Raw genomic sequence first — 24218 nt, forward strand, 5'->3', positions numbered from 1 at the left:
AACAGTACGTCCGTCTTATTTAACGAGGACAACCTTACCACGCTGATTTTAGGCGCGCGCGAACGCCCGAACACGGGAAAAGGGGGCACTGGTGCCGAGGGGTCCGATGGCGACGGGGAAGGAGGGGGGCCACTCGCACCGGGCGGGTTAAAGGCCGGCGGCGACGGGCGGTTGGTGTGCGGTGTTGATCGCCGCCGCCGGCCCGGTGCGGTGGATATAAGCCTTAAATCGGACTATACGCGGTGGATTTTCGGCCCTTGCAACCGCCCTGACCTAGGCCTCCGTACCTGCGAATACTCCATACAGTTAGGACGCCGTGGCGATACCGGGCACGCGTTCGGCCCGCCGCGCGGGGCGCGGATCGCCTCCCGCCGAACGGCCGAGCGCCCTACGGCAGCCGCGGCCCCGCCTCGCGCTGGGCGGCGAGCCACCGCTCCACGTCGTCGGCCGCCCTCGGCAGCCCCGCCGAGAGGTTCTCGCAGCCCTCGGCGGTCACCCGCACGTCGTCCTCGATGCGGATCCCGACCCCGCGCAGCTCCTCGGGCACGAGCTCGTCGTTCGCCTGGAAGTACAGCCCCGGCTCCACGGTCAGCACGTAGTCCTCCTCGACCCGGCCCTTGTAGTAGTGCTCGGCCCGCGAGGCCGCGCAGTCATGGACGTCGAGGCCGAGCATGTGCCCGAAGCCGTGCAGTGTCCACCTGCGGTAGACCAGCGAGTCCTTGTCGAGCGCCTCGTCCACCGACACCGGCAGCACGCCCAGGTCCGCCAGCCCCTCGGCCAGCACCCGCATGCACGTGCGGTGGATCTCCTGGAACTCGGTGCCCGGCTTGATGACGTCCATGCCCGCCTGCTGCGAGGCGTGCACGATCTCGTACACCTGCCGCTGCAGCGGCGTGAACGTCCCGCCCACCGGCAGCGTGCGTGTGACGTCGGCGGTGTAGAGGTGGTTGTTCTCCACGCCCATGTCCATGAGGATCAACTCGCCCGGCTCGGTGCGCCCGTCGTTGGTGATCCAGTGCAGCGTCGTCGCGTGCGACCCGGCCCCCACGATCGAGTCGTAGCCGATCCCGTTGCCCTCCACGCGCGCCCGCATCCCGAACACGCCTTCCAGCAGCCGCTCGGCGATCGAACCGGTCTGCGGCAGGACCCGCGCCACGTCCTCGAAGCCCCGGACCGTCGCGTCGATCGCGTCCTGGAGTTGCGCCAGCTCCCACGCGTCCTTGACCAGCCGCAGCTCAGAGAGCACGGCCGCCAGCTCGGCGTCGCGCGTCAGCCCCTCCTCGGCCCGCTCCGCCTCGAAGCGCGCGTCGATCGCCGGATCGATGCCGCGCAGCACGCGCACCTGCGAGCGGCGCAGTCCGTCAAGCACCCCGCCGAGCTGCTCGACGTCGCGGCACTCGACGCCCAGCAGCGTCGCGGTCTCGGCCAGCGAGTTCTTGCGGCCGATCCACAGCTCCCCGTACTTCGCCGAGCGGAAGAACTCGTCGGAGTCGGTGCCCTTGCGCGGCCTGCGGTACAGCACCGCGTCGTGGCCCGAGCCGCTCGGGTGCAGGACCAGCACGCCCTCGGGGTCGAGGTCGCCGGTCAGCCACGCGAAGTCCGAGCCCGCGCGGAAGCGGAAGTGCGTGTCGTTCGCGCGCACCTTCTCCGCGCCGGTGGGGACGACGACCGTCTCACCGGGGAAGGCCGCCGACACCGCTTCGCGCCGCCGCGCGCAGTACGGCGCCCGCTCGAGCTCGGTGACCTGGAGGTCGGAAGGGCCCCAACCCGAACGCATGAATTCGAGGAACTTCTCGGGAAACTTCGGGTCGTGCGGCCGCTCGCCGGATTTCTTCTCAGCCATCGCAGGTCCTTCTCTTCGGCTCGGGTTTCAAGCGTTCCCCCCGACCGTACCCCCGGGCGGGGCACCCAAAAGCGGTCATGTCGGGTCCCGGCCCACCGCCCGCCGGCGCTAACCTGAGACGGTGACCGATCGCGCCAACTCGTCGCTCAACCCTCCTCCCGCGCCAGGGGCCGACGCCCCCGGTTCGAGCGTCTCCCTGCCGGCCGACCAGCTCGAGCAGATCCGCCGCCTGGTGGCGGTCGGCCGGGCCGACTCGGTGACCGAGTACGTCGTCGCGGCGGTCGCCGAGCGCCTCGAACGCGACCGGTCCCTGACCGAGCTCCAGGACCTGTTCGAACGCAAAGGCCAGGCCCCCGGAGCCGAGCACCTGGCGTGGGCGCGCGAAGTCCTCGGCGTCAGCGACGAGGAAGGCGAGGGCAAGAAGTGATCGGTGGCCGAATCCTGGACGTGTCGGCCATCGTCGGTTTCGCCACCTCCATGCCCTACCCGCAGGCCGTGGTCTTCACCGCGCTCGAGCAGAACGTGGTCCTCGCCATACCGTCGGGGGCGCTCGCCGAGGCCTGGGCCCAGGCCCGCAGGCGCGACCGCGACGCCCTCCTGGTGCTGCTCGGCCTGCCCGTCACCGTGGTCATGGAGCTCGACCAGAAGTCCGCGCGCGACGTCGGCCTGATGCTCTCGCGCTCACGCCAGCACGGCAACATCGCCGCCGGGCACGTAGCCTGGTGCGGGCTGAAGCGCCCCGGCTGGCCCATCGTGACCGGCGAGCCGAAGACACTGCTGGCATTCGACTCCGGTCTGGAGATAGACCAGCTGCCGTGAGGGGAACCCCCGACGCGGACCCACCCGAGAGGGAAGACGCATGCACGCCGTACAGGAGAAGCCCATGACCGAGGTCGGCCCGCTCGAATACAAGCCGCGCAAGTCGCGCATCGGAGCGTGGATCGGCGGAGTCATGTTCGCCGGCGCGTTCATCGCGCTCTCGTTCTCCCTCGGCGCCCGCACCGAGGGCGGCGGCACCGTCCAGCCCGCCGACCACGCCGCCATGATCGGCCTCGGCCTCATCGGCGGCGCGATCATCCTGTGGTTCCTGCGGCTGCGCGTCCGCGCCGACGAGAACGGCATCGAGGTCCGCAACTTCGCCGCCACCCACCGCCTGCCCTGGGGCGTCGTCACCGCCATCTCCGTGCCCGAGCGGGTCCAGTGGGCCACCCTGGAACTGGCCGACGACGAGGAGATCGCGATCATGGCCATCCAGATGACCGACAAGGAGCGGGCTGTGGCCGCCGTCAAGCATCTGCGGGCACTTTTGGAGCAGTCCCGCCGGTAGTGCTAATATTGCTTGTCGATCGCATCGCCACGCGCGATGCAGCAAGCGGAGTCCAGCTCCCACCCGCAGCCGAGCTTCCCCGGAAGCGCCGACGGCGACCGGGTCACACACGGCGGTTCACGCCGCCGTGCCCTGGAGTGGACCTCAGCTGCAATGCTGAGGTCTTTTCTTTTTTGGGACCTCTTCCCGAGGCGTGCTGGGTATCGCTTGCGCGATCGGTCGCCGCGGCACCCGCCGCGGGCGACGGCCCGAACAGCCAGAGGGGCGCCGGTGCCAGGCACCGGCGAGAATCGCGAAACAAGGAGGCCCCATCAGCGATTTGCGCGTTAACGACCAGATCCGGGCACGTGAAGTGCGCCTGGTCGGCCCGCAGGGTGAGCAGGTCGGCATCGTTCCGATCGACAAGGCCCAGCAGTTGGCCGCCGACGTCGACATGGACCTGGTCGAGGTTGCGCCCACCGCCCGACCGCCGGTCTGCAAGCTCATGGACTACGGCAAGTACAAGTACGAGTCCGCCCAGAAGGCCCGTGCCTCGCGCCGCAACCAGCAGCAGACCGTCATCAAGGAAATGAAGCTCCGGCCGAAGATCGACACGCACGACTATGAGACCAAGAAGGGTCACATCGTGCGGTTCCTCAAGGCCGGCGACAAGGTCAAGATCACCATCATGTTCCGCGGACGCGAGCAGTCGCGCCCCGAGCTCGGTCGGCGCCTGCTCGACAAGCTCGCCGAGGAGATCGCCGACCTCGGGTCCGTCGAATCGGCCCCGAAGCAGGACGGCCGCAACATGGTCATGGTGGTCGCGCCGCACCGCCCCAAGGGCGATGTCAAAGGCGGCGGCCGCAAGGGCGGCCGCGACCGCGACGCGGAAGAAGCGCCCGCGGAGTAGACCGCCCACCAGCCGAGCCGAAGCGGGCGCACTGCGCCCGCTACCGGCACGGCCGTTGAAGCACTGAAGGAGAAGCACGATGCCGAAGATGAAGTCCCACAGCGGCGCCAAGAAGCGGTTCAAGGTCAGCGGTTCCGGCAAGCTGATGCGCACCAAGGCCGGCAAGAACCACATGATGCTGCGCAAGAGCTCCAAGCTCAAGCGCAACATGGACGGCCGCACCGAGGTGTCCAAGGCCGACCAGAAGCAGGTCAGGAAGCTGCTGGGCCGCTAGCCCCCTCTCCCCGTTGACTCACATCCGCTTTATCGCAAGGAGAAAGAACTGTGGCACGCGTTAAGCGTTCGGTGAACGCCAAGAAGAAGCGCCGCACCGTACTCGAGGAGGCCAAGGGCTACCGAGGCCAGCGCTCCCGCCTGTACCGCAAGGCCAAAGAGCAGCTGCTGCACTCGTACACCTACTCCTACCGGGACCGCAAGGCCCGCAAGCGCGAGTTCCGCAAGCTGTGGATCACCCGCATCAACGCGGCCGCCCGCGCCAACGGCATCAGCTACAACCGCTTCATGCAGGGCCTCAAGCTCGCCGAGGTGGAGGTCGACCGCAAGATCCTCGCCGAGCTGGCCGTCAACGACGCGGCCGCGTTCACCTCGCTGGTCGAGGTCGCCAAGGGCGCCCTCCCCGAGGACGTCAACGCCCCGGTCGAGCAGTAGATGCCAGGTGCCGAACCCGGGACGGACGCGCTCACGCCGCGATCGTCCCGGGTTGTCGCTGCCAGGAAGCTGCAGCGCCGACGCGGCCGGGACAAGGCCGAGCGCTTCCTCGCCGAAGGCCCGCAGGCCGTGCGCGAGGCGATCGGCGCCGGGGCCGTGGACGACCTGTTCTACACGATCGACGCCGACGCCCGCCACGACGAGCTGATCGACGCGGCCCACGCCGCCGGGGCGCACCTGCACCCGGTCACCGACGAGGCCCTGGAGACCCTGGCCGAGACCGTGACCCCGCAGGGCCTCGTGGCCGCCTGCCGCTTCCCCGACCAGCGCCTGCCGGTCGAGGCGAACCTCGTGGCGGTGCTCCACGGCATCACCGACCCGGGCAACGCCGGGACGATCCTGCGCGCGGCCGACGCCGCCGGGGCCGACTGCGTCGTCTTCGGGACCGACTCGGTCGACCCGTACAACGGCAAATGCGTGCGCGCCTCGGCCGGGAGCCTGTTCCACCTGCCGGTGATCCGCGGCGCCGACACCGCCGAGCTGCTCGACGTGTTCAACGAGACGCAGATCCTCGCCGCCGCCGGGGGCGGGGAAGACCTGTTCGCGCTCGCCGCCCGCGGCGAGCTCGACGCGCCCACCGTCTGGCTGTTCGGCTCCGAGGCCCACGGCCTCGACGAATCGACCGCCGCCCTGGCCCACCGCCGCGTCGGCGTCCCCATCTGGGGGAGGGCCGAGAGCCTCAACCTCGCCGTGGCCGCGGGCGTGTGCCTATATGCGAGCGCTTCGGCACAGCGTATGGCGTTATGATCGAGCCATGTCATACAGCTGCCACTCGTTTATCCAGCCCGCCGGGTGCGGGCTGTGGCGCTAGCTGTCCACTTCTCTCCTGACGGGCTGCGGCCGAGCCGCGCGGCTTCCTTACACTCCTTTAGGTCCCGCCAGGAGAAGAGCGAATGAGCACAGACAACGACAACCAGGCTGGCCTGCTCCAGCCCGAGGCCCTGATCGGGGCCGTCAAAGAAGCGAGCGCGGCCATCGAGGCCGCCGACGGCCTCGACGAGCTGGCCGCCGCCAAATCCGCCTGCCTCGGCGACAAGGCCCCGGTGTCCTTGGCCCGCCGCGCCATCGGGTCGCTCCCGGGCAGCGAGCGCGGCGAGGCCGGACGGAACGTCAACGCCGCCCGCCAGCAGATCACCGCCGTCTACGAGGCCCGCAAGGCCACGCTCGAAGCGGCCGAGGCCCGGCGGATCCTCAGCGAGGAGACCGTCGACGTCACCGCCCGCACGCCCAGGCGCCGCATCGGCGCCCGCCACCCGATCAACGTCCAGATGGACCGCATCGCCGACCTGTTCGTCGCGATGGGCTACGAGATCGGCGAGGGCCCCGAAGTCGAGCTCGAGTGGTTCAACTTCGACGCGCTGAACATCCACCCCGACCACCCGGCCCGCACCATGATGGACACGTTCCACATCGCGGACGGCGACGGGGAGTTCGGCTCCGGCATGGTGCTGCGCACGCACACCTCGACCGTGCAGATCCACACGATGCTCACCAAGGAGCCGCCGATCTACACCGTCGCGCCCGGCCGCGTCTACCGCACCGACGAGCTCGACGCCACGCACTCGCCCGTCTTCCACCAGACCGAGGGTCTCGTGGTCGACAAGGGCATCACGATGGCCGACCTCAAGGGCACCCTCGACCACTTCGCGAAGTCGGTGTTCGGGCCCGACGCCAAGACGCGCCTGCGACCGTCGTACTTCCCGTTCACCGAGCCCAGCGCCGAGGTCGACGTCTGGTTCTCCGCCCACAAGGACGGCGGCCGCTGGATCGAGTGGGGCGGCTGCGGCATGGTCAACCCGCGCGTGCTGCGTGCCTGCGGCATCGACCCCGACGTCTACTCGGGCTTCGCGTTCGGCATGGGCGTCGAGCGCGCGCTCATGCTGCGCCACGGCATCACCGACCTGAGGGACATCATCGACGGGGACGTCCGCTTCCCCGCCGGCCTGCGAGTGGAGGAGTAACCGATGCGGATCCCAGTCTCCTGGCTGTCCGAGTACGCCGCCCTGCCCGAGGGCCTGTCCACCGCCGAGCTCGACGCGGCCCTGGTCGACGCGGGCCTCGAGGTCGAAGCGGTCGACGACCTGCGCGAGCGGGTCACCGGCCCGCTCGTCGTCGGCCGCGTGGCCTCCATCGAGGAGCTCACCGAGTTCAAGAAGCCGATCCGCCACTGCCAGGTGGAGGTCGGCGAGGACGAGCCGCGCTCGATCATCTGCGGGGCCCGCAACTTCGCCGAGGGCGACCTCGTCGTGGTCGCGCTGCCCGGCGCGGTCCTGCCCGGCGACTTCGCCATCGCCTCCCGCAAGACCTACGGGCGCCTCTCGGACGGCATGATCTGCTCGGCGAGGGAGCTCGGCGTCTCCGAGGACCACGAGGGCATCATGGTCCTCCCCGAAGGAACGGTCGGGGAGGACGCCCGCCCGGTCGTCGGCCTCGACGACGTCGTGTTCGAGCTGGCCATCACGCCCGACATGGGCTACTGCTTCTCGGTGCGCGGCGTCGCCCGGGAGGTCGCCCACCGGCTCGGCGTCGCCTTCACCGACCCGGTCGCCAAGGCGGCCGAGCCGAAGCCGACCGCCGCCTCGCCGTACCCGCTGCGCGTCGAGACCGACGGCTGCACCCGCTTCACGCTGCGGGCCGTCCGCGGCGTCGACGCGAACGCCGAGTCCCCCGCGTGGATGGCGGGGCGCCTCACGCAGGCGGGGATGCGCCCGCTCGGCCTGGCCGTGGACGTCACGAACTACCTGATGCTCGAGCTGGGCCACCCGCTGCACGCCTTCGACCTCGACCGGCTCTCCGGCGACCTGGTCGTGCGGCGCGCGAACGCCGGGGAGAAGCTCACCACCCTCGACGACGTCGAGCGCGCGCTCGACGCCGAGGACATGGTCATCTGCGACGACTCCGGCCCGCTGTCGCTGGCCGGCGTCATGGGCGGCGAGTCCTCGGAGGTGAGCTCCGAGACCCGCAACGTGCTCATAGAGGCGGCCCACTGGGACCCGGTCTCGATCGCGCGGACCTCGCGGCGGCACAAGCTCACCAGCGAGGCCTCCAAGCGCTACGAGCGCGGCGCCGACGCGGCGATCAGCCTGCTCGCGGCCCAGCGCGCCGCCGACCTGCTCGTCGAGTACGGCGGCGGCACGCTCGCCGAAGAGGTGGCCGACGTCGACCACCGCGCGCCGGTCGAGGCCATCGAGCTGCCGGTCGGCCTGCCCGCGAGGACCATCGGCGTCGACTACGACCGCGCCACGGTCGTCGCGATGCTCGAAGCCGCGGGCTGCACTGTTGAGAACAGCACTGCCGAGGGCGGCGACGTCCTCCACGTCACTCCCGCCACCTGGCGTCCCGACCTGACCGACCCGGCCGACCTCGTCGAGGAGGTGGCGCGCCTCCACGGCTACGCCCACATCCCCTCGTCGATCCCGCGAGCCATCGCCGGGACCGGGCTGACCCCGCACCAGCGGCGTCGCCGCCGCGTGGCGCGAGCCCTGGCGGACAACGGGTTCATCGAGACCTACACGTTCCCGTTCGTCTCGCGCGAGCGCGCCGACGAGCTCGGGCTCGACGAGAAGGACCCGCAGCGCGACGCCATCGCGGTGCTCAACCCGCTCGACGACACCGCGCCGCTGCTGCGGACCACGGTGCTCGCGAGCCTGGTGGGCGCCGTCAAGACGAACCTGGCGCGCGGCACGAGGGACCTCGCGGTCTTCGAGGAGGGCCTGGTGTTCGAGCCCGCCGAGGGCTGGAGCGAGAGGGACCTCGTCGACCTGCCGGTCTCCAGGCGCCCCGGCGACGAGGCGATCACGGCCGCGATCCGGCGCCTGCCGGTCCAGCCGAGGCACCTGGCCGCGATCCTGTGCGGCACGGCCGTCCCGGCCGGTGTCGAAGGGTCCGGCCGCCAGGTCGACTGGGCCGACGCGGTCGAGGCCGCCGAGATCGTCGCCGAGGCGGCCGGAGTCACGCTGGCGACCGCCCAGGGCGAGGCCGCGCCGTGGCACCCGGGCCGCTGCGCCGAACTGCGCGTCGACGGCGAGGTCGTCGGCCACGCCGGGGAGCTGCACCCGGAGGTGTGCGAGTCGCTCGGGCTGCCGAGGCGCACGGCCGCGATGGAGCTGGACCTGACCGCGATTCCGGTGCCGGACCTGGCGCCCGCACCGGTCATCTCGCACTACCCGGCGACGCTCATCGACGTGGCCGTGGTGGTCGCCGAGGCCGTCCCGGCCGGTGAGGTCGGGGCCGCGCTGCGCGAGGGCGCCGGTGAGCTGCTCGATGGGCTGCGCCTGTTCGACGTCTACCGCGACGCGAAGCTCGGCGAGGGCCGGAAGTCGCTGGCGTTCAAGATGGAGCTGCGCGCGGTCGACCGGACGCTGACCAACGAGGAGGGCGTCGCCATCCGCGACGCCGCCGTGGCAGCGGCCGCCGAGCGCTTCGGGGCGACCATCCGCGAGTAGGGATTTCGACGGGACCGGGCCGGCGGGGACACCCGCTGGCCCGTCTCTTTTGGACAGATATGCGGCGAAAGTGGGGAGCCGGGGCGCATTGGGTGGTCCGCGCCTCTTAACCTACATATGTGGATAACGGGAACCCCTCTCGCATCACCGGCGGGCGGCGGCGTGCCGGCGGAGGACGCGGCAGCCACCGCGCCGAGTCCAACGGCTCCAGTGCCCCGAGCGGGGGACGCCACCGCGCGGCGGGAGCGCTGCCGTTCCAGCCCAGCAGGTTCCACATCATCGCCGCCATCGCCGGGTGCCTCGTCATCGCCGGAGGCGTCGCCGTCGGCGCGAGCGTCCTCGGAGGCGACGAGCCCGGCTACAGCGCCGGGAACGAGGAGGCCGCGCCGCTGCTGTACTCCAACGGCGAGGCGGTGCCCGGCGACTTCACCGAGCGCCACACCGGCCTGAGCGAGCAGATCTACGCCGAACTCGAGGCGCGCTACGGGCTCACCGAAGGCGAGCTCTACGACGGCGCCGCCGGCTACCGCGTCGTCCTCACCCTCGACCGGGAACTCCAGGAGGCCGCCGAGGCGACCGCCGCCTCCGCGGGCGTCGCCGCCGTCGAACCCGGCAGCGGCGCGGTCCTGTGCTACTACGGCGGCGAGGAGGCCACCGGCACCGACCAGGTCGGCGCCGCCGCCCCGCACCCGACCTCCTCGGTGTTCGACATGGTCATCGCCGCCACCGCGCTGGAGGGCGGCGCCTCGATCGAATCGTGGTGGAGCGACGGGGACACCGACGTGACGCTCACCGACGCCGTCCGCGAGTCCCGCTCGGAGGCCGTCGATGCGATCGCCGTCAAGTACGGCACCGAGGCCGTCCTCGACACCGCGATCGGCCTCGGCGTGACCGCGATGAGCGACGAGGCCGGGACCGCCCACTCCTTCGCCGAAGGCGACCCCGGCGACGCGGTCAACGCGTTCGAGCCCGTCGACTTCGGCTCCTACGCCGTCAGCGTCCTCGACATGGCCGCCGTGTACGCCACCATCGCGGGCGGCGGCGTCCACGCCCAGACCCACTTCATCGAGCGCGTCGTCGACGACGCGGGCAACACGGTCGAGGCCGACCGGGGCATCCCCACCTCCCAGGCCGTCAAGCCCGAGACCGCCAGAGACCTCCAGTACGTCGGCCTCGGCACCGGCGACGCGATCGAGGGCCGCGACTTCTTCGGCCTCGCCGGGACCTGGGACGACGAGTCCTCGCAGTCCTGGTACGTCGGGGCGATCCCGCAGCTGAGCGTCGCGGCCTGGGTCGGCCACGCCGAATCCGAGGGCACCGCCGGGCTCCCGGTGTGGAAGCAGGTCATGGACTCGGCCATCGACGTCATGGAGTACGAGCCCGAATCGTGGCCCGGCGCGGTCGGCGCCGGATCGGACCTCACCGACGACATCGAGAACGACGACGGCACGATCGACCCCGACAGCGAGTACTGCCAGGCCAATCCCGACGCCGCCGCCTGCGGCGGGGAGGCGCCCACCGAGGAGCCGACCGAAGAGCCCACCGAGGAACCCACCACCGAGGAGCCCACGGAAGCACCGACCGACCCCGAACCGACCACCGAGGAGCCGACGCAGGAACCGACCCGACCCGAGCCGACCACCGAGGAGCCGCCCGAAGACTGCGGCGGCTGGTTCGAACCGCCCTGCTCTTAGTGGAGTCCCGCCCGCGGACGGTGCCGTGTCCGCTAATGTTCTTCAATGCTTCCACGGGAGTTTCCCAAGCCGCGCCTCGCCGTCCCGGCAGCGGCGGCGATGCTGCTGGCCGTGCTCGCCGTCGCCCTGTGGGTCCGCGCCGACCCGGCCTCGCCGCCGTTCCAAGGGCTCGACGACGACTGGCTGCGCCTCATGGGCGGCCCCCACGACGGCCTCCCGTGGGCCGCGGCCGAGGCCTTCAACCACGGCGGCGGCCGCTTCTCCGCGGTCGCCCTGATGGTGCTCGCCGTCGTCCTGACCGCCGTGCGCCGCTGGCGGTCGGCGCTGTTCGCCATCACCGCCTTCCTCGCCACCTACGCCGTCACCGAGGTCTTCAAGCACATCGCCGACCGCCCCCGCCCCGACAGCGTCATGGTCACCGTCACCTCGCAGTCCTTCCCGTCGGGACACTCCTCCCGCGCCGCCTGCGTGGTCGTCCTCCTCGCCGTGGTCGCGATCCCCGTCGCCGCCAGGTACTGGTGGTGGGCGGTCGGCGCGCTGCTGGTGCTGTCGATGATGTGGGCGCGCACCTGGCAGCACGCCCACTGGCTCACCGACACGCTCGGCGGCGTCGCCACCGGCCTCGGAGTGACGCTGCTGTGCTGGTGGGCCTTCGGGACGATGCTGCGACTGGAACGCTCGCAGCGATCCGCGCGCGAACCCGACGACTTGGCACGGACCGGGGAGGTGCCGAGCGCCACAAGCGGCTTACCGTTGCGGTGTCCCCCCGCCCGCCCCTCGAGAGGGAACCGATGTCCTCCCAGCCCCCACCCGACCCGCAGCAGCCGGACGTCCCGGCCCAGCCGTCCGCCCACCCCTATCCGCCGCCACCGCCGTACGGCTACCCGTACCCGCCGATGGTCCCGCAGCGGCCCTACAACGGCATGGCGATCGCCGCGATGGTCGTCGGCATCGTCGGCGCCTGCAACCCGATCGGCATCCTCGGCCTGATCTTCGGCACGATCGCCAGGAGGCAGATCCGCGAGACCGGCGAGCAGGGCGACGGCTTCGCCGTCACCGGCATCGTCCTCGGCTGGATCGGCGTCGCCTCGGTGGTCTTCTGGATCCTGTACGTCCTGCTGTTCTTCTCGATCTGGATCCCGTTCGTCGACGAGATCTCCGACCCGTCGAACTGGCCCAGCAGCGGCCCCAGCGACTTCCCCTCGGACTGGCCCAGCGACTTCCCTACTTGATGTCTGCGCGCACCATGGCGGCGATCGAGGCGTTGGACATGGTCAAGAAGAGGAAGACGACGGCCGCCATCGGGTATCCGAGACCCCACAGGGCGGCTGCTCCGACGGCGAAGAGCGCTCCCTTGGTCCCCAGCAGGAGAGGGGCCGGCAGGCGGAACCGCGCCCGCGGAGAGACGAGGGTTCCCCACGCGACGGCCAGCAGCAGGACCGCACCGACGGCGATCAGCAGCCGCAGCCACAGGTCCACGTCGAGCGCGAGCGCCCACCAGATCACGAACGCGAACAGCGCCAGCTCCAGCGCGAACGCCAAGATCGCGTTCCACATGACGAAGAGGCGCGCGGCCCCGGTGAAATCGGCCCACTCGGGCTTCATCGGCGCCGCCTTGCGGCCTGCCTGCTCACGTTCACTCACGCGACAATGATGCATGCTCCCCTTCGGGCGCCGCCTTCCGGCGTGAGGGCGACAACAGGTAGCTCACGGGCCACAGCGCCGCGATGCCGACGACCACGGCCCACCCGGCCATCTGCTCCACCACCGGCCGCGTGGCCTCGGTGTCGCCCACCACGAGCACGAACAGGCCCGTCACGGCCCAGGCGATCGCGTACAGCGCCACGATCCCGAACCAGATCTTCGTCTCGTACCAGACCCGCGCGAGCCACTCCGTCGGCGGCTTCTGCGGAGCCGGGCCCCGCCCCAGCCAATGGGCCGCCTTCGCGTCCGCCCACTTGATCGTCCGGTGTCCGAACACCACGGTGTATCCGAGGTAGACCGCCGCCAGCGCGTGGCGGGCACCGGCCTCGCCGCCCGAGCGCAGGTCCCACACCGACGCGGCCAGCAGCGTCAGGTCGATCAACGGCGTCGACAGCAGCAGGATCGCGCTGACCCGTTTCCACTTCAAGAAGTACCGCGCGCCGAGCCCGGCGGCGACGACGAGCCAGAAGCCCACCTCGCAGGCGATGATCACATGAACCAGCACGCCTCAATGCTCGGTCCGCGAAGCGCCGGGCGCATCGACTGGCGGGACGAGATCCCCCTGCCACCAAGGTGTCGCCGCGTCTGCGACCAAAGTAGGAGGCCGGTCTCGGCACCGAGGTCGACGTCGCGGCCGGTCGTCCGTGATGGGATTGGGGCATGGCCAGCCCGCTCCGCCGCGCCCGACGCGCCGACCTCGTCGCCGCCGTCGCGCTGTTCGCGGCCGGAAGCGCCCTCATCGCGCTCGGCAGCTACGAGCGGTACATCGCCGACGTCCCCCCCTGGTTCCGCTTCGTGCCGCTGGCCCTGGTGTGCGCGGGCGTCGCGGTCCGCCGCGCGCTCCCGGGCTGGTGCCTGGCCCTCGGCGCGGTGGGCTTCGGGACGGAACTGGCCGTCGGGCTGTCGCTGGCGACGGTGTGCATCTTCACCGACAACCTCTACGCGTACGCCCGCTACGGCCCGCGCAACCGGACCAGGCTCCTCCTGGCCGCCCAAGGCGTGGTCATCGTCGCGTTCGTCGTCTTCGCCGCCGTGGAGGGCAACGGCGCCGGCGCGGTGCTCAGCGCCGCCGCGGTCGCCGCGCTCGTCCTGATCTCGCCGATCGGCACCGCGATCATCGTCCGCCAGGCCCACGACCGGGCCAGCCTCGAAGCCGAGCGGGCCGAGCAGACCGCGCGCCTGGCCGACGCCCGCCACCGCGAGGCGGTGTTGCGCGAGCGCACCCTCATGGCCCGCGAGCTCCACGACACCGTCGCCAACTATTTGAGCGCGATCGCCCTCCAGGCCACCGGGCTCCAGGCCCGCAAGGACCCCGACGCGGCCACCGTCGGCGAGTCGGTGGCCGCGATCCGCCAGAGCAGCGTCGAGGGCCTGGCCGAGCTGCGCCGCATCATCGGGCTCCTGCGCACCGTCGACACCGACGAGGACCTGGCCTCCTACCGGCTGGACCAGGTCCCCGAGCTGGTCGACCGGATGCGCCGGGTCGGCCTCAAGATCGACTACGAGGTCGACGGCCCCGTACGCGAGCTGCCCGGCGAGGTCGAGACCGCCGCCTTCCGCGTGGTCCAAGAGGCGCTGACGAACGCGCTCAAGTACGGTTCGGACGCCGCCGTGGCCGTCGCCTACGGTCCTGAGCGGCTGACAGTGGAGGTGGCGAACGCCGTCGATGCCGAGGCCGCCCCCGTCCCGGGCGGCGGGGCCGGGCTGATCGGCATGACCGAGCGCGTCCGGCTGCTCGGCGGCACCGTCCGGGCCGGTCCCGACGGCGACCGGTGGCGCGTCCGCGCCGAGATCCCGACAGGAGAGCACAGTGATCACCGTTCTGCTCGCTGACGACCACGCGGCGGTCCGCGCCGGGCTGCGCATGCTGCTCGACAGCGCCGACGACATCGAAGTGGTCGGCGAGGCCGCCGACGGCGCCGAGGCCGTCGAGCAGGCGAGGCTGCTCGACCCCGACGTGGTCGTCATGGACGTCCGCATGCCCCGCAAGGACGGCATCGCGGCCGCCGCCGAGCTGCGCGGCGTCGCCGACGTCCTCGTGCTGACCAGCTACGGTGACGACGCGAACGTGTTCGACGCGCTCCGCGCCGGTGCCAGCGGCTTCCTGCTCAAGGACGCCGACGCCGCCACGCTCGTCGACGCCGTCCGCGTCGTCGCCCGCGGCGAGGGCCTGATCTCCCCGGCCGTCACCAGGAACCTCATCGCCGAGTTCGGGCGCGCCCGCCCCTCCTACGCCCCGATCCCGGTCGACGGCGAGGGCCTGGCGTCCCTCACCCCGCGCGAGACCGAGGTCCTCGCCCTCATCGGCGAGGGCCTGTCGAACGCCGAGATCGCCGCCGAGCTCGGCATGGCCGAGTCCACGGTGAAATCGCACGTGACGCGTGTGCTCGCGAAGCTCGATCTCGGCAGCCGTGTCCAGGCCGCCATCTACGCCCGCGAGCGGGATCGATGACTCATCCCACGAACTGGAATATCGCATTGAGCCCTTGATTGAATGCTGATACAGTTTACTGCATAAGCATTCAATCGGGAGGTTTCCAGTGACGTACCAGGTCGCCGTGGCAGGCGCCAGCGGCTACGCGGGAGGCGAGGTGCTGCGGCTGCTCGCCGACCACCCGCAGCTCGACGTGATCGCCGCCAGCGCCCACAGCCAGGCCGGTCAGCCGATCACCGCCGTCCACCCGCACCTCGCCGCCTACGGTGATCGACGGTTCTGCGAGACCACCCCGGAGGCCCTCGCGGGCGCCGACCTGGTCGTCATGACCCTCCCGCACGGCCAGTCCGGCCCGCTGGCCGCCCAGCTGAGCGCCGACGCCAAGATCGTCGACCTCGGCGCCGACCACCGGCTCGAAGACGCCGCCGCCTGGGAGTCCTACTACCACAGCCCCCACGCCGGGACCTGGACCTACGGCCTGCCCGAACTGCCCGGCCAGCGCGAGGCCATCGCCGCCTCCGACCGCGTCGCCGCCACCGGCTGCTACGCCGTCGCCGCCATCCTCGCGCTCCACCCGCTCATCGAGGCCGGGATCGCCGAGCCCGCCGACGTCGTCGCCGTCGCGGCCTCCGGCACCTCCGGCGCGGGCAACGCCGCCAAGAAGCACCTGCTCGCCAGCGAGGTCATCGGCTCGATGAGCCCCTACAAGGTCGGCGCCCACCAGCACGTGCCCGAGATCAAGCAGGCCACCGGCGCCGCGAGCCTGTCGATGACGCCGCTCCTGGCGCCCATGCCCCGCGGCATCCTCGCCACCGTCACCGCCAAGCCCGCCGCCGACGTCACCCCCGCCGATGTGCGAGCCGCGCTCGCCAAGGCCTACGACGGCGAGCACTTCGTGCGCCTGCTGCCCGAGGGCGCCTGGCCCGCCACGGCCTCCACCTACGGCACCAACGCCGCCCACCTCCAGGGCACCGTCGACCTCGACTCGGGTCGCATCATCGCCTGCGCCGCCATCGACAACCTCGGCAAGGGCGCGGCCGGGCAGGTCGTCCAGTGCGCCAACCTCATGCTCGGCCTCCCCGAGGCCGCGGGCCTGAGCGTGAACGGAGTCGCGCCGTGACCGTCACGACTCCCAAGGGCTTCCGGGCCTCCGGCGTCACCGCCGGGCTCAAGGAGTCCGGCAAGCCCGACCTGGCGCTCGTCGTCAACGACGGCCCCGCGCAGGTGGCCGCGGGCCGCTTCACCGGCAACCGCGTCAAGGCCGCGCCCGTCAAGTGGTCCCAGCAGGTCCTCACCTACGGCAGGCTCAAGGCCGTCGTCCTCAACTCCGGCGGCGCCAACGCCTGCACCGGTCCCGAGGGCTTCGGCGACACCCACGCCACCGCCGAGAAGACCGCCGCCGCCCTCGGCTGCGGCGCCGCCGAGGTCGCCGTCTGCTCCACCGGGCTCATCGGCGAGCGCCTCCCGATGGCCAAGCTCCTGCCCGGTGTCGACGAGGCCGTCGCCGCGCTCACCGAGACCGGTGGCGAGGACGCCGCCACGGCGATCATGACCACCGACACCGTCCCGAAGAACGCCGTGCGCACCAGCGAGGCGGGCTGGACGATCGGCGGCATCGCCAAGGGCGCCGGGATGCTCGCCCCCGGCCTGGCCACCATGCTCGTCGTCATCACCACCGACGCCGCCGTCGACACCGAACTCGCCGACACGGCGCTCGGCACCGCCTGCCGGTACTCCTTCGACCGGCTCGACTCCGACGGCTCGATGTCCACCAACGACACCGTGCTCCTGCTCGCCTCCGGCGCCTCCGGCGCCCGCGCCGAGGCCGACGAGTTCATCACCGCGCTCACCGAGCTGTGCAAGGACCTCGCGAAGCAGCTTCAGAGCGACGCCGAGGGCTCCACCAAGGACATCGCCATCACCGTCTCGGGCGCCGAGACCGAGGACGACGCCGTCGAGGTCGCCCGCTGCGTCGCCCGCGACAGCCTCGTCAAGACCGCCATGTTCGGCTGCGACCCCAACTGGGGCCGCATCCTCGCCGCCGTCGGCGTCGCCAAGGCGCCCTTCGACGCCGACGCGGTCGACGTCGCCGTCAACGGCGTGTGGATCTGCAAGGCCGGGGCCGCGGGCGAGAGCCGCGACGACGTCGACCTCAAGGGCCGCGACGTCGCCATCGACATCGAGCTCCACAACGGCGCCGCGTCGGCCACGATCTGGACCAACGACCTGTCCCACGACTACGTTCACGAGAACTCGGCGTATTCCACATGAGCATCGAAGACCTCGCACCGCATCTCAAGGACGCGCTCGGCAAGGCCGAGACGCTCATCGAGGCCCTGCCCTGGCTGCAGCGCTTCACCGGCAGCACCGTCGTGGTCAAATACGGCGGCAACGCCATGATCAACCCCGAGCTCCAGGCCGCCTTCGCCGCCGACATGGTGTTCCTGCACTACGTCGGCATCAAGCCCGTCGTCGTCCACGGCGGCGGCCCGCAGATCTCCGCGATGCTCGCCAAGCTCGACATCGCCTCCGAGTTCAAAGGCGGCCTGCGCGTCACCACGCCCGAGGCCGCCGACGTCGTCCGCATGGTCCTGGTCGGCCAGGTCGGCCGCGAACTCGTCGGCCTGATCAACAACCACGGCCCCCACGCGGTCGGCATGAGCGGCGAGGACGCCCGCCTGTTCACCGCCAAGCGCCGCTGGGCCGACGTCGACGGCGAACGGGTCGACGTGGGCCGCGTCGGCGACGTCGCCAGCGTCAACACCACCGCCATCGACGACCTCATCGCCGCCGGGCGCATCCCCGTGGTCTCCACGGTCGCGCTCGACCACGACGGCGTCCTCTACAACCTCAACGCCGACACCGCCGCCGCCGCGCTCGCCGAGGCCCTCGGCGCGCAGAAGCTCGTCATCCTCACCGACGTCGAAGGGCTCTACGCGAACTGGCCCGACAAGGACTCGCTGCTGCGGCAGATCACCACCTCGCGGCTCGCCGAGCTCCTCCCCAAGCTCCAAGCCGGCATGGTCCCCAAGATGGAGGCCTGCCTGCGCGCGGTCAAGGGCGGCGTCCCCCAGGCGCACGTCATCGACGGGCGCGTCCCCCACTCGACGCTGCTGGAGATCTTCACCTCCGAAGGCGTCGGCACCATGGTCGTGGAGGAACAATGACCTATTCGGACGAACTCAAGGGCCGGTTCCAGGCCGCTCTCATGGGCAACTACGGGCTGCCCCCGGTCGCCATCAGCCACGGCGAGGGCCGCCACGTCACCGACGTCGACGGCGAGACCTACCTCGACATGATCGGCGGCATCGCCGTCTCCAGCCTCGGGCACAGCCACCCCGCCATCGTGGAGGCCGTCAGCACGCAGGCCGCCCGCCTCGCCCACACCTCCAACCTCTACCTCCACGAGAAGGAGGTCGAACTCGCCGAGAAGCTCCTCGAACTCGCCGCCGTCGACGGCAAGGTCTTCCTGTGCAACTCCGGCACCGAGGCCAACGAGGCCGCCCTCAAACTGGTCCTCCTCGCGGGCAAGGCGAACGGCCGCACCAAGATCGTCGCCGCCGAGCACGGCTTCCACGGCCGCACCCTCGGCTCGCTCTCCATCACCGGCAAGGCCGCGATCCGCGAGCCGTTCGAGCCGCTCGGCCGCGACGTCGAATTCGTGCCCCACGGCGACGCCGAGGCGCTGAAGGCCGCCGTCGACGACACCACCGCCGCGGTCTTCCTCGAACCCGTCCAAGGCGAGGCGGGCGTCGTCACCGCCGCCCCCGGCTACCTCGCCGCCGCGCGCGAGCTCACCGCCGCGCACGGCGCCGCCCTCGTCGTCGACGAGATCCAGTCCGGCTTCGGGCGCACCGGCGCCTGGTTCGCCCACCACGCCGAAGGCGTCACCCCCGACGTCATCACCGTCGCCAAGGGCATGGGCGGCGGCGTCCCCATCGGCGCCGCCATCGCCGTCGGCCCCTACGCCGAGGCCCTCACCCCCGGCACCCACGGCTCCACCTTCGGCGGCAACCCGATCGCCTGCGCCGCCGCGCTGGCCGTCATCGACACCATCGAACGCGAGCACCTCTTCGACAACGTGACCGCGCTCGGTTCGCACCTCGAAGAGCGACTCGCCGCCGACGCGCGCATCGCCGAAGTCCGCGGCATCGCCCTGTGGCGCGGCATCGCCCTGACCGAACCGGTCGCGGCCGACGTCGTCGCCCGCCTCGCCGCGGACGGCGTGCTCGCCAACGCCGTGCGGGCCGACACCGTCCGCATCGCGCCACCGCTCACCATCACCGCCCCCGAACTCGCCGAGTTCTGCGACAAACTCATCGCCGCGCTCGACGACGTTCTTCCAGCACCAGGAGGACGACCGTGACCCGGCACTTCTTGAAGGACCACGACATCACCCCGGCCGAACAGGCCGAACTGCTGCGCTTCGCCGCGGCCATGAAGGACGACCGCCACGGCTTCGACAGCCTCAACCACCAGGGCCGCCTGCGGTCCGTCGCGGTCGTCTTCGAGAAGCCCTCGACCCGCACCCGGCTGTCCTTCCAGATCGGCATCGCCGAACTCGGCGGCCACCCCGTCATCCTCGACGCGCAGACCAGCCAGCTCGGCCGCGGCGAGACCGTCGCCGACACCGCCGAGGTCCTGTCCCGCTACGTCGACGCGATCGTCATCCGCACCTTCGGCGACGACCGCATCGCCGAACTCGCCGAGCACGCCACCGTCCCGGTCGTCAACGCCCTCACCGACGGCTGGCACCCCTGCCAGCTCCTCGCCGACCTCCAGACCATCGCCGAGCACCGCAAGGAGACCCTTCACACCCTGCGCGGCACCAAGCTCGCCTTCGTCGGCGACGCCGCGTTCAACATGGGCAACTCCACCGTCATCGCCTGCTCCATGGCCGGCATGCACGTCCGCGTCGGCGCCCCCGCCGGATACCAGCCCGCCGACGACGTCCTCGAACGCGCCGCCGAGATCAACGCCGAGACCGGCGGGTCGGTCACCGTCACCGACGACCCCGTCAAGGCCGTGAGCGGCGTCGACGTCGTCTCCACCGACGCGTGGCTGTCGATGGGCATGGACGACCGCGAGCAGCGCATCGCCGACCTCGCCCCCTACCAGCTGGGCGCCGAGCTCCTCGGCCACGCCTCCGAGGACGCGATCGTCCTCCACTGCCTGCCCGCGCACCGCGGCGAGGAGATCACCGACGCGGTCATGGACGGCCCCCAGTCGCGGGTCTTCGACCAGGCGGAGAACCGCCTCCACGCCCAGAAGGCCCTCCTCGCCTGGCTCATCGGAGGTGACAACCGATGAACCAGCCGACTACGAAGGCCGCGCGCCAGGCCCGCATCGTCGAGCTCATCTCGATGCAGTCCATCAAGTCGCAGTCCGAACTGGCCGAGCTCCTCGCCGAGTCCGGCATCGAGGTCACCCAGGCGACCCTCTCGCGCGACCTCGAAGAGCTCGGCGCGATCAAGGTCCGCGGCACCGACGGCGGCGGCGCCGTCTACTCGATCTTCCCCGAAGGCGAGCGGCCCCTGCGCGACGCCGAGGCCGCGCCCGACCGCCTCAAGCGGCTCCTGCGCGAACTCCTCGTCGGCGCCGACTACTCGGGCAACATGGCCGTGCTGTGGGTCCCTCCCGGGGCCGCCCAGTACCTCGCCAGCGCCATCGACCGCTCCGGCCTGGCCGACGTCATCGCCACCATCGCGGGCGACGACACCATCGCCGTCATCGCCCGCGACGGCGTGCCCGGCCGCCATGTCGCCGACCGGATGCTCCAGTGGGCCGGCAAGGCCCCCACCGCGGACACCTCCGTTGAGACCGCCATCCCTTACACCACCACTGAAATCAAGGAGAACAGCAATGACTGAGAAGGTAGTGCTCGCCTACTCGGGGGGCCTCGACACGTCCGTGGCGATCCCGTACCTCGCCGAGCAGCTCGATGCCGAGGTGATCGCCGTGGCCATCGACGTCGGCCAAGGCGGCGAGGACATGGAGGTCATCCGGCAGCGGGCCCTCGGCTGCGGCGCCGTCGCCGCCGAAGTGGTCGACGCCCGCGAGGAGTTCGCCGCCGAGTACTGCTTCCCGGCCGTGTCCGCGAACGCGCTCTACATGGACCGCTACCCGCTCGTCTCCGCGCTCTCCCGGCCGCTCATCGTGAAGCACCTCGTGGCCGCCGCCGAGAAGCACGGCGCCACGATCGTCTCCCACGGCTGCACCGGCAAGGGCAACGACCAGGTCCGCTTCGAGGCCGGTCTCGCCGCCCTCGCCCCGCACCTCAAGGTCGTCGCCCCCGCCCGCGACTTCGCCTGGACCCGGGACAAGGCCATCGCGTTCGCCGAGGAGAAGGGCCTCCCGATCGACGTGACCAAGAAGTCCCCGTACTCGATCGACCAGAACCTGTGGGGCCGGGCCGTCGAGACCGGCTTCCTGGAGGACATCTGGAACGGCCCCATCGAGGACATCTACGACTACACGCAGTCCCCGGCCGAGGCCCGCGAGGCCGACGAGGTCGTCATCACCTTCGTGAAGGGCCGCCCGGTCGCCCTCGACGGCGTCGAGAAGTCCGCCTTCGAGCTCGTCTCGGAACTCAACCAGCGGGCCGGTGCCCAGGGCATCGGCCGGATCGACATGGTCGAGGACCGACTCGTCGGCATCAAGTCCCGCGAGGTCTACGAGTCCCCGGCGGGCATCACGCTCATCGCCGCGCACATGGAGCTCGAGAACGTCACCATCGAGCGCGACCAGGCCCGGTTCAAGCGGACCGTCGACCAGCGCTGGGGCGAGCTCGTCTACGACGGCCTCTGGTTCTCGCCGCTGAAGAACAGCCTGGAGGCGTTCGTCGACGACGTCCAGACCCACGTCACCGGCGAGGTCCGGCTGACCCTCCACGCGGGCAAGGCCACCGTCACCGGTCGGCGCTCCGAGACCAGCCTCTACGACTTCGACCTCGCCACCTACGACGAGGGCGACGCCTTCGACCAGTCCAACGCGCGCGGCTTCGTCGAGCTGTGGAGCCTCCCGGCCAAGCTCGCCGCCGCCCGGAACGAGCGGGCCAAGGCCGCGTAATGGCGAAACTGTGGGGGGGCCGCTTCACGGGCGGCCCCGCCGCCGCCCTCGAAGCCCTGAACGCCTCGATCGGCTTCGACTGGCGGCTGGCGCCGTACGACATCAAGGCCTCCAAGGCCCACGCCCGCGTCCTGCACCGAGCCGGACTGCTGAGCGCCGACGAACTCACCGAGATGCTCGCCGCGCTCGACGATCTGGCCGCCGATGTCGCCTCAGGGGCCTTCACCGGCACCGTCGCCGACGAGGACGTCCACACCGCGCTCGAGCGCGGCCTGGTCGAACGCCTCGGCGACCTCGGCGGCAAGCTCCGCGCCGGGCGCAGCCGCAACGACCAGATCGCCACCGACCTGCGCCTGTACTGCCGCGACCACGCTCGCGGGCTGGCCGCGAATCTGACCGGCCTCGTCGCGGCGCTGGCCGAGCAGGCCGAGGGGGTGGCCGACGCGCCCGCGCCGGGCATGACGCACCTCCAGCACGCCCAGCCGATCACCTTGGGCCACCAGCTCCTGGCGCACGCCCAGGGGTTCCTGCGCGACCTGGAGCGCCTGGGGGACTGGGACAAGCGCGCGGCGGTGTCGCCGCTGGGCTCGGGCGCCCTGTCGGGCTCCTCGCTGCCGCTCGACCCGGCCGCCGTCGCCGCCGAACTCGGCTTCGACGCCCCGGCCGCGAACTCGATCGACGGCGTGGCCGACCGCGACTTCGCCGCCGAGCTGGCGTTCGTGTGCGCGATGGTCGGCGTGCACCTCTCCCGCCTGGGGGAGGAGCTCATCCTGTGGGCCAGCCAGGAGTTCGGCTGGGTCGTGCTCGACGACGCGTTCTCGACCGGCTCGTCGATCATGCCGCAGAAGAAGAACCCCGACGTCGCCGAGCTCGCGCGCGGCAAGTCCGGGCGGCTCGTCGGCAACCTCACGAGTCTGCTGGTGACGCTCAAGGGCCTGCCGTTCGCCTACAACAAGGACCTCCAGGAGGACAAGGAGCCGGTCTTCGACTCCCTGGACAACCTGGAGCTGCTGCTGCCCGCCGTCACCGGCATGGTGGAGACGCTCAGGTTCAACACGGACGTGCCGCGCGAGGCCGCGCCGAAGGGCTTCAGCCTGGCGACCGAGATCGCCGACTGGCTGGTGCGCAAGGGGGTCCCGTTCCGCGGCGCCCACGAGATCGCGGGAGCCTGCGTGGCCCACTGCGAAGCGCGCGGCATCGAGCTGCACGAGATCGACGACGCCGACCTCGCGGGCATCTCGGCGCATCTCGACCCGGGCGTGAAGCAGGTGCTCGACGTCGACGGCGCCCTGGCGGCCCGCACGACGCCCGGCTCGACCGGCCCGAAGGCCGTGGCCGACCAGCTGGCGCGGGTGCGCGAGCAGATCGAGACCTGGCGCGTCTGGTCCGCCTGATGCGCGGCGGCCGACCCGTCTCCGGGTCGGCCGCCGCGCCTCACCCTTGTCCGCCGGGGACGATGACGACCGCTTCGGTGCAGTCGTCCTCCCACGACGAGTCGTCCGCGATCCCGTCCTTGCAGATCGCCGCGGTGACGTAGTCGATTGGATTGCCGGAGGGGGCGACGAGCGAGAACTCGTATTCGAATCCCGAGCCGGGGAATCCGCCGCCGTCGTCGGCGACCTTGAACGGGACGGCGTGCTCGGCCACCGGCTCGTCCCTGATGTAGCCGATGAACTCGATGTGGCGCGGGAAGGGGACCACGCTCAGGCAGATCGTCTCGGGCGGGGCGTGGCTGATCACGGCGGTGCCGCTGATCTCGACCGAGGGGACCTGGGGGGCGTGGACGGCGGGCCACGAGGCCTCGCCCTCGGTGTCGAAGTAAGTGCAGAGGTCCTCGCCGACGTCGCCGATCTTGAACGGCGTCGGGGCGTACTGGGGATGACTGGCGGCGGCCGGGGCGGCGAGGGCGGCGGCGAGCAGCCATCCCGCGGCGAGGGCGGTGAGTGTCCTTCGGAGGCTGGGAATTCGGTTCATCGGGGCTCCCGAACGGGGGTAGGCGGCAGCGCACCCAACCGATACGCTCCGAAAACTCGACAATTATATAGA

At 71.4% G+C, this 24218-nt stretch carries 26 protein-coding genes; 22 read left to right on the top strand and 4 right to left on the bottom strand.

Translation table 11 applies throughout. The annotated features are described in order from the left end of the window. Positions 1 to 388 precede the first annotated feature (388 nt). Positions 389 to 1843: an aminopeptidase P family protein gene (locus H613_RS0118735; protein WP_026924995.1), complete on the bottom strand. Its 1455-nt coding sequence runs from the start codon at positions 1841 to 1843 to the stop codon at positions 389 to 391. A 121-nt stretch (positions 1844 to 1964) separates the two neighbouring features. Here H613_RS0118735 and H613_RS27655 point away from each other — a divergent pair, with 121 nt between their 5' ends. The 12 genes from H613_RS27655 to H613_RS29490 all read left to right on the top strand — a co-directional run bounded on the left by H613_RS27655 (position 1965) and on the right by H613_RS29490 (position 12198). Beyond that, positions 1965 to 2270 carry a hypothetical protein gene (locus tag H613_RS27655; RefSeq protein WP_035738583.1) on the top strand — a complete coding sequence of 102 codons (306 nt, stop codon included), beginning with the start codon at positions 1965 to 1967 and terminating at the stop codon, positions 2268 to 2270. Beyond that, positions 2267 to 2662: a hypothetical protein gene (locus tag H613_RS0118745; RefSeq protein ID WP_026924996.1), complete on the top strand. Its 396-nt coding sequence runs from the start codon at positions 2267 to 2269 to the stop codon at positions 2660 to 2662. Before H613_RS27655 ends, H613_RS0118745 begins: the two co-directional genes overlap by 4 nt. 40 nt (positions 2663 to 2702) lie before the next feature. After that, entirely contained in the window at positions 2703 to 3170 is a 468-nt protein-coding gene (locus tag H613_RS0118750; protein WP_084546765.1) for a PH domain-containing protein, read from the top strand. A gap of 319 nt (positions 3171 to 3489) precedes the next feature. Further along, on the top strand, positions 3490 to 4059 hold the full coding sequence (gene infC, locus H613_RS27660; RefSeq protein WP_211234886.1) for a translation initiation factor IF-3: 570 nt from the start codon (positions 3490 to 3492) through the stop codon (positions 4057 to 4059). Between the two features lie 79 nt (positions 4060 to 4138). Further along, positions 4139 to 4333, top strand: a complete 195-nt coding sequence (gene rpmI, locus H613_RS0118760) for a 50S ribosomal protein L35 (protein ID WP_026924998.1) — start codon at positions 4139 to 4141, stop codon at positions 4331 to 4333. A 50-nt stretch (positions 4334 to 4383) separates the two neighbouring features. After that, positions 4384 to 4767, top strand: a complete 384-nt coding sequence (rplT, locus tag H613_RS0118765; RefSeq protein WP_026924999.1) for a 50S ribosomal protein L20 — start codon at positions 4384 to 4386, stop codon at positions 4765 to 4767. After that, entirely contained in the window at positions 4768 to 5574 is an 807-nt protein-coding gene (locus H613_RS0118770) for a TrmH family RNA methyltransferase (RefSeq protein ID WP_026925000.1), read from the top strand. A gap of 146 nt (positions 5575 to 5720) precedes the next feature. Then, positions 5721 to 6788 carry a phenylalanine--tRNA ligase subunit alpha gene (gene pheS, locus H613_RS0118775; RefSeq protein ID WP_026925001.1) on the top strand — a complete coding sequence of 356 codons (1068 nt, stop codon included), beginning with the start codon at positions 5721 to 5723 and terminating at the stop codon, positions 6786 to 6788. A gap of 3 nt (positions 6789 to 6791) precedes the next feature. Further along, a complete protein-coding gene (gene pheT, locus H613_RS0118780) occupies positions 6792 to 9272 on the top strand; it encodes a phenylalanine--tRNA ligase subunit beta (RefSeq protein ID WP_026925002.1) in 2481 nt (826 codons plus the stop codon). 119 nt (positions 9273 to 9391) lie between these two features. Continuing rightward, positions 9392 to 10966: a penicillin-binding transpeptidase domain-containing protein gene (locus H613_RS27665; RefSeq protein ID WP_035738585.1), complete on the top strand. Its 1575-nt coding sequence runs from the start codon at positions 9392 to 9394 to the stop codon at positions 10964 to 10966. Between the two features lie 45 nt (positions 10967 to 11011). Then, on the top strand, positions 11012 to 11956 hold the full coding sequence (locus H613_RS31800) for a phosphatase PAP2 family protein (protein WP_156926129.1): 945 nt from the start codon (positions 11012 to 11014) through the stop codon (positions 11954 to 11956). Next, on the top strand, positions 11890 to 12198 hold the full coding sequence (locus H613_RS29490; protein ID WP_051393556.1) for a DUF4190 domain-containing protein: 309 nt from the start codon (positions 11890 to 11892) through the stop codon (positions 12196 to 12198). The genes H613_RS31800 and H613_RS29490 overlap by 67 nt, the downstream gene beginning before the upstream one ends. Here H613_RS29490 and H613_RS0118800 read toward each other — a convergent pair. Next, positions 12191 to 12610: a YrdB family protein gene (locus H613_RS0118800; RefSeq protein ID WP_169732024.1), complete on the bottom strand. Its 420-nt coding sequence runs from the start codon at positions 12608 to 12610 to the stop codon at positions 12191 to 12193. The genes H613_RS29490 and H613_RS0118800 overlap by 8 nt on opposite strands. Beyond that, entirely contained in the window at positions 12603 to 13175 is a 573-nt protein-coding gene (locus tag H613_RS0118805; RefSeq protein ID WP_026925004.1) for a hypothetical protein, read from the bottom strand. Before H613_RS0118805 ends, H613_RS0118800 begins: the two co-directional genes overlap by 8 nt. Positions 13176 to 13330: 155 nt before the next feature. On the opposite strand from H613_RS0118805, the gene H613_RS27680 reads away from it, so the two are divergent. The 10 genes from H613_RS27680 to argH all read left to right on the top strand — a co-directional run bounded on the left by H613_RS27680 (position 13331) and on the right by argH (position 23566). Further along, the gene (locus H613_RS27680) at positions 13331 to 14503 is read left to right on the top strand and encodes a sensor histidine kinase (protein WP_035738587.1); all 1173 of its coding nucleotides are present in this window, start codon (positions 13331 to 13333) and stop codon (positions 14501 to 14503) included. Next, positions 14481 to 15122, top strand: coding sequence for a response regulator (locus H613_RS0118815; protein ID WP_026925005.1), 642 nt, complete (start codon positions 14481 to 14483; stop codon positions 15120 to 15122). Before H613_RS27680 ends, H613_RS0118815 begins: the two co-directional genes overlap by 23 nt. Before the next feature lie 88 nt (positions 15123 to 15210). Next, a complete protein-coding gene (gene argC / locus H613_RS0118820; RefSeq protein ID WP_035738589.1) occupies positions 15211 to 16224 on the top strand; it encodes an N-acetyl-gamma-glutamyl-phosphate reductase in 1014 nt (337 codons plus the stop codon). After that, positions 16221 to 17375 (top strand): bifunctional glutamate N-acetyltransferase/amino-acid acetyltransferase ArgJ, encoded by a 1155-nt coding sequence (gene argJ, locus H613_RS0118825; protein WP_026925007.1) that lies wholly within the window; start codon positions 16221 to 16223, stop codon positions 17373 to 17375. Before argC ends, argJ begins: the two co-directional genes overlap by 4 nt. Beyond that, entirely contained in the window at positions 17372 to 18271 is a 900-nt protein-coding gene (gene argB, locus H613_RS0118830; RefSeq protein ID WP_026925008.1) for an acetylglutamate kinase, read from the top strand. Before argJ ends, argB begins: the two co-directional genes overlap by 4 nt. Then, positions 18268 to 19470: an acetylornithine transaminase gene (locus H613_RS0118835; protein WP_026925009.1), complete on the top strand. Its 1203-nt coding sequence runs from the start codon at positions 18268 to 18270 to the stop codon at positions 19468 to 19470. Before argB ends, H613_RS0118835 begins: the two co-directional genes overlap by 4 nt. Beyond that, positions 19467 to 20414, top strand: coding sequence for an ornithine carbamoyltransferase (gene argF / locus H613_RS0118840; protein WP_026925010.1), 948 nt, complete (start codon positions 19467 to 19469; stop codon positions 20412 to 20414). The genes H613_RS0118835 and argF overlap by 4 nt, the downstream gene beginning before the upstream one ends. Next, a complete protein-coding gene (locus tag H613_RS0118845) occupies positions 20411 to 20974 on the top strand; it encodes an arginine repressor (protein WP_026925011.1) in 564 nt (187 codons plus the stop codon). The genes argF and H613_RS0118845 overlap by 4 nt, the downstream gene beginning before the upstream one ends. Then, a complete protein-coding gene (locus tag H613_RS0118850; protein WP_026925012.1) occupies positions 20967 to 22172 on the top strand; it encodes an argininosuccinate synthase in 1206 nt (401 codons plus the stop codon). The genes H613_RS0118845 and H613_RS0118850 overlap by 8 nt, the downstream gene beginning before the upstream one ends. Then, a complete protein-coding gene (gene argH, locus H613_RS0118855) occupies positions 22172 to 23566 on the top strand; it encodes an argininosuccinate lyase (protein ID WP_026925013.1) in 1395 nt (464 codons plus the stop codon). Before H613_RS0118850 ends, argH begins: the two co-directional genes overlap by 1 nt. A gap of 40 nt (positions 23567 to 23606) precedes the next feature. Here argH and H613_RS0118860 read toward each other — a convergent pair whose 3' ends face one another. Further along, on the bottom strand, positions 23607 to 24146 hold the full coding sequence (locus H613_RS0118860; protein ID WP_026925014.1) for a hypothetical protein: 540 nt from the start codon (positions 24144 to 24146) through the stop codon (positions 23607 to 23609). Between the last annotated feature and the right edge of the window lie 72 nt (positions 24147 to 24218).

It is taken from the genome of Glycomyces arizonensis DSM 44726, from assembly GCF_000482705.1.
Lineage (GTDB): Bacteria > Actinomycetota > Actinomycetes > Mycobacteriales > Micromonosporaceae > Glycomyces > Glycomyces arizonensis.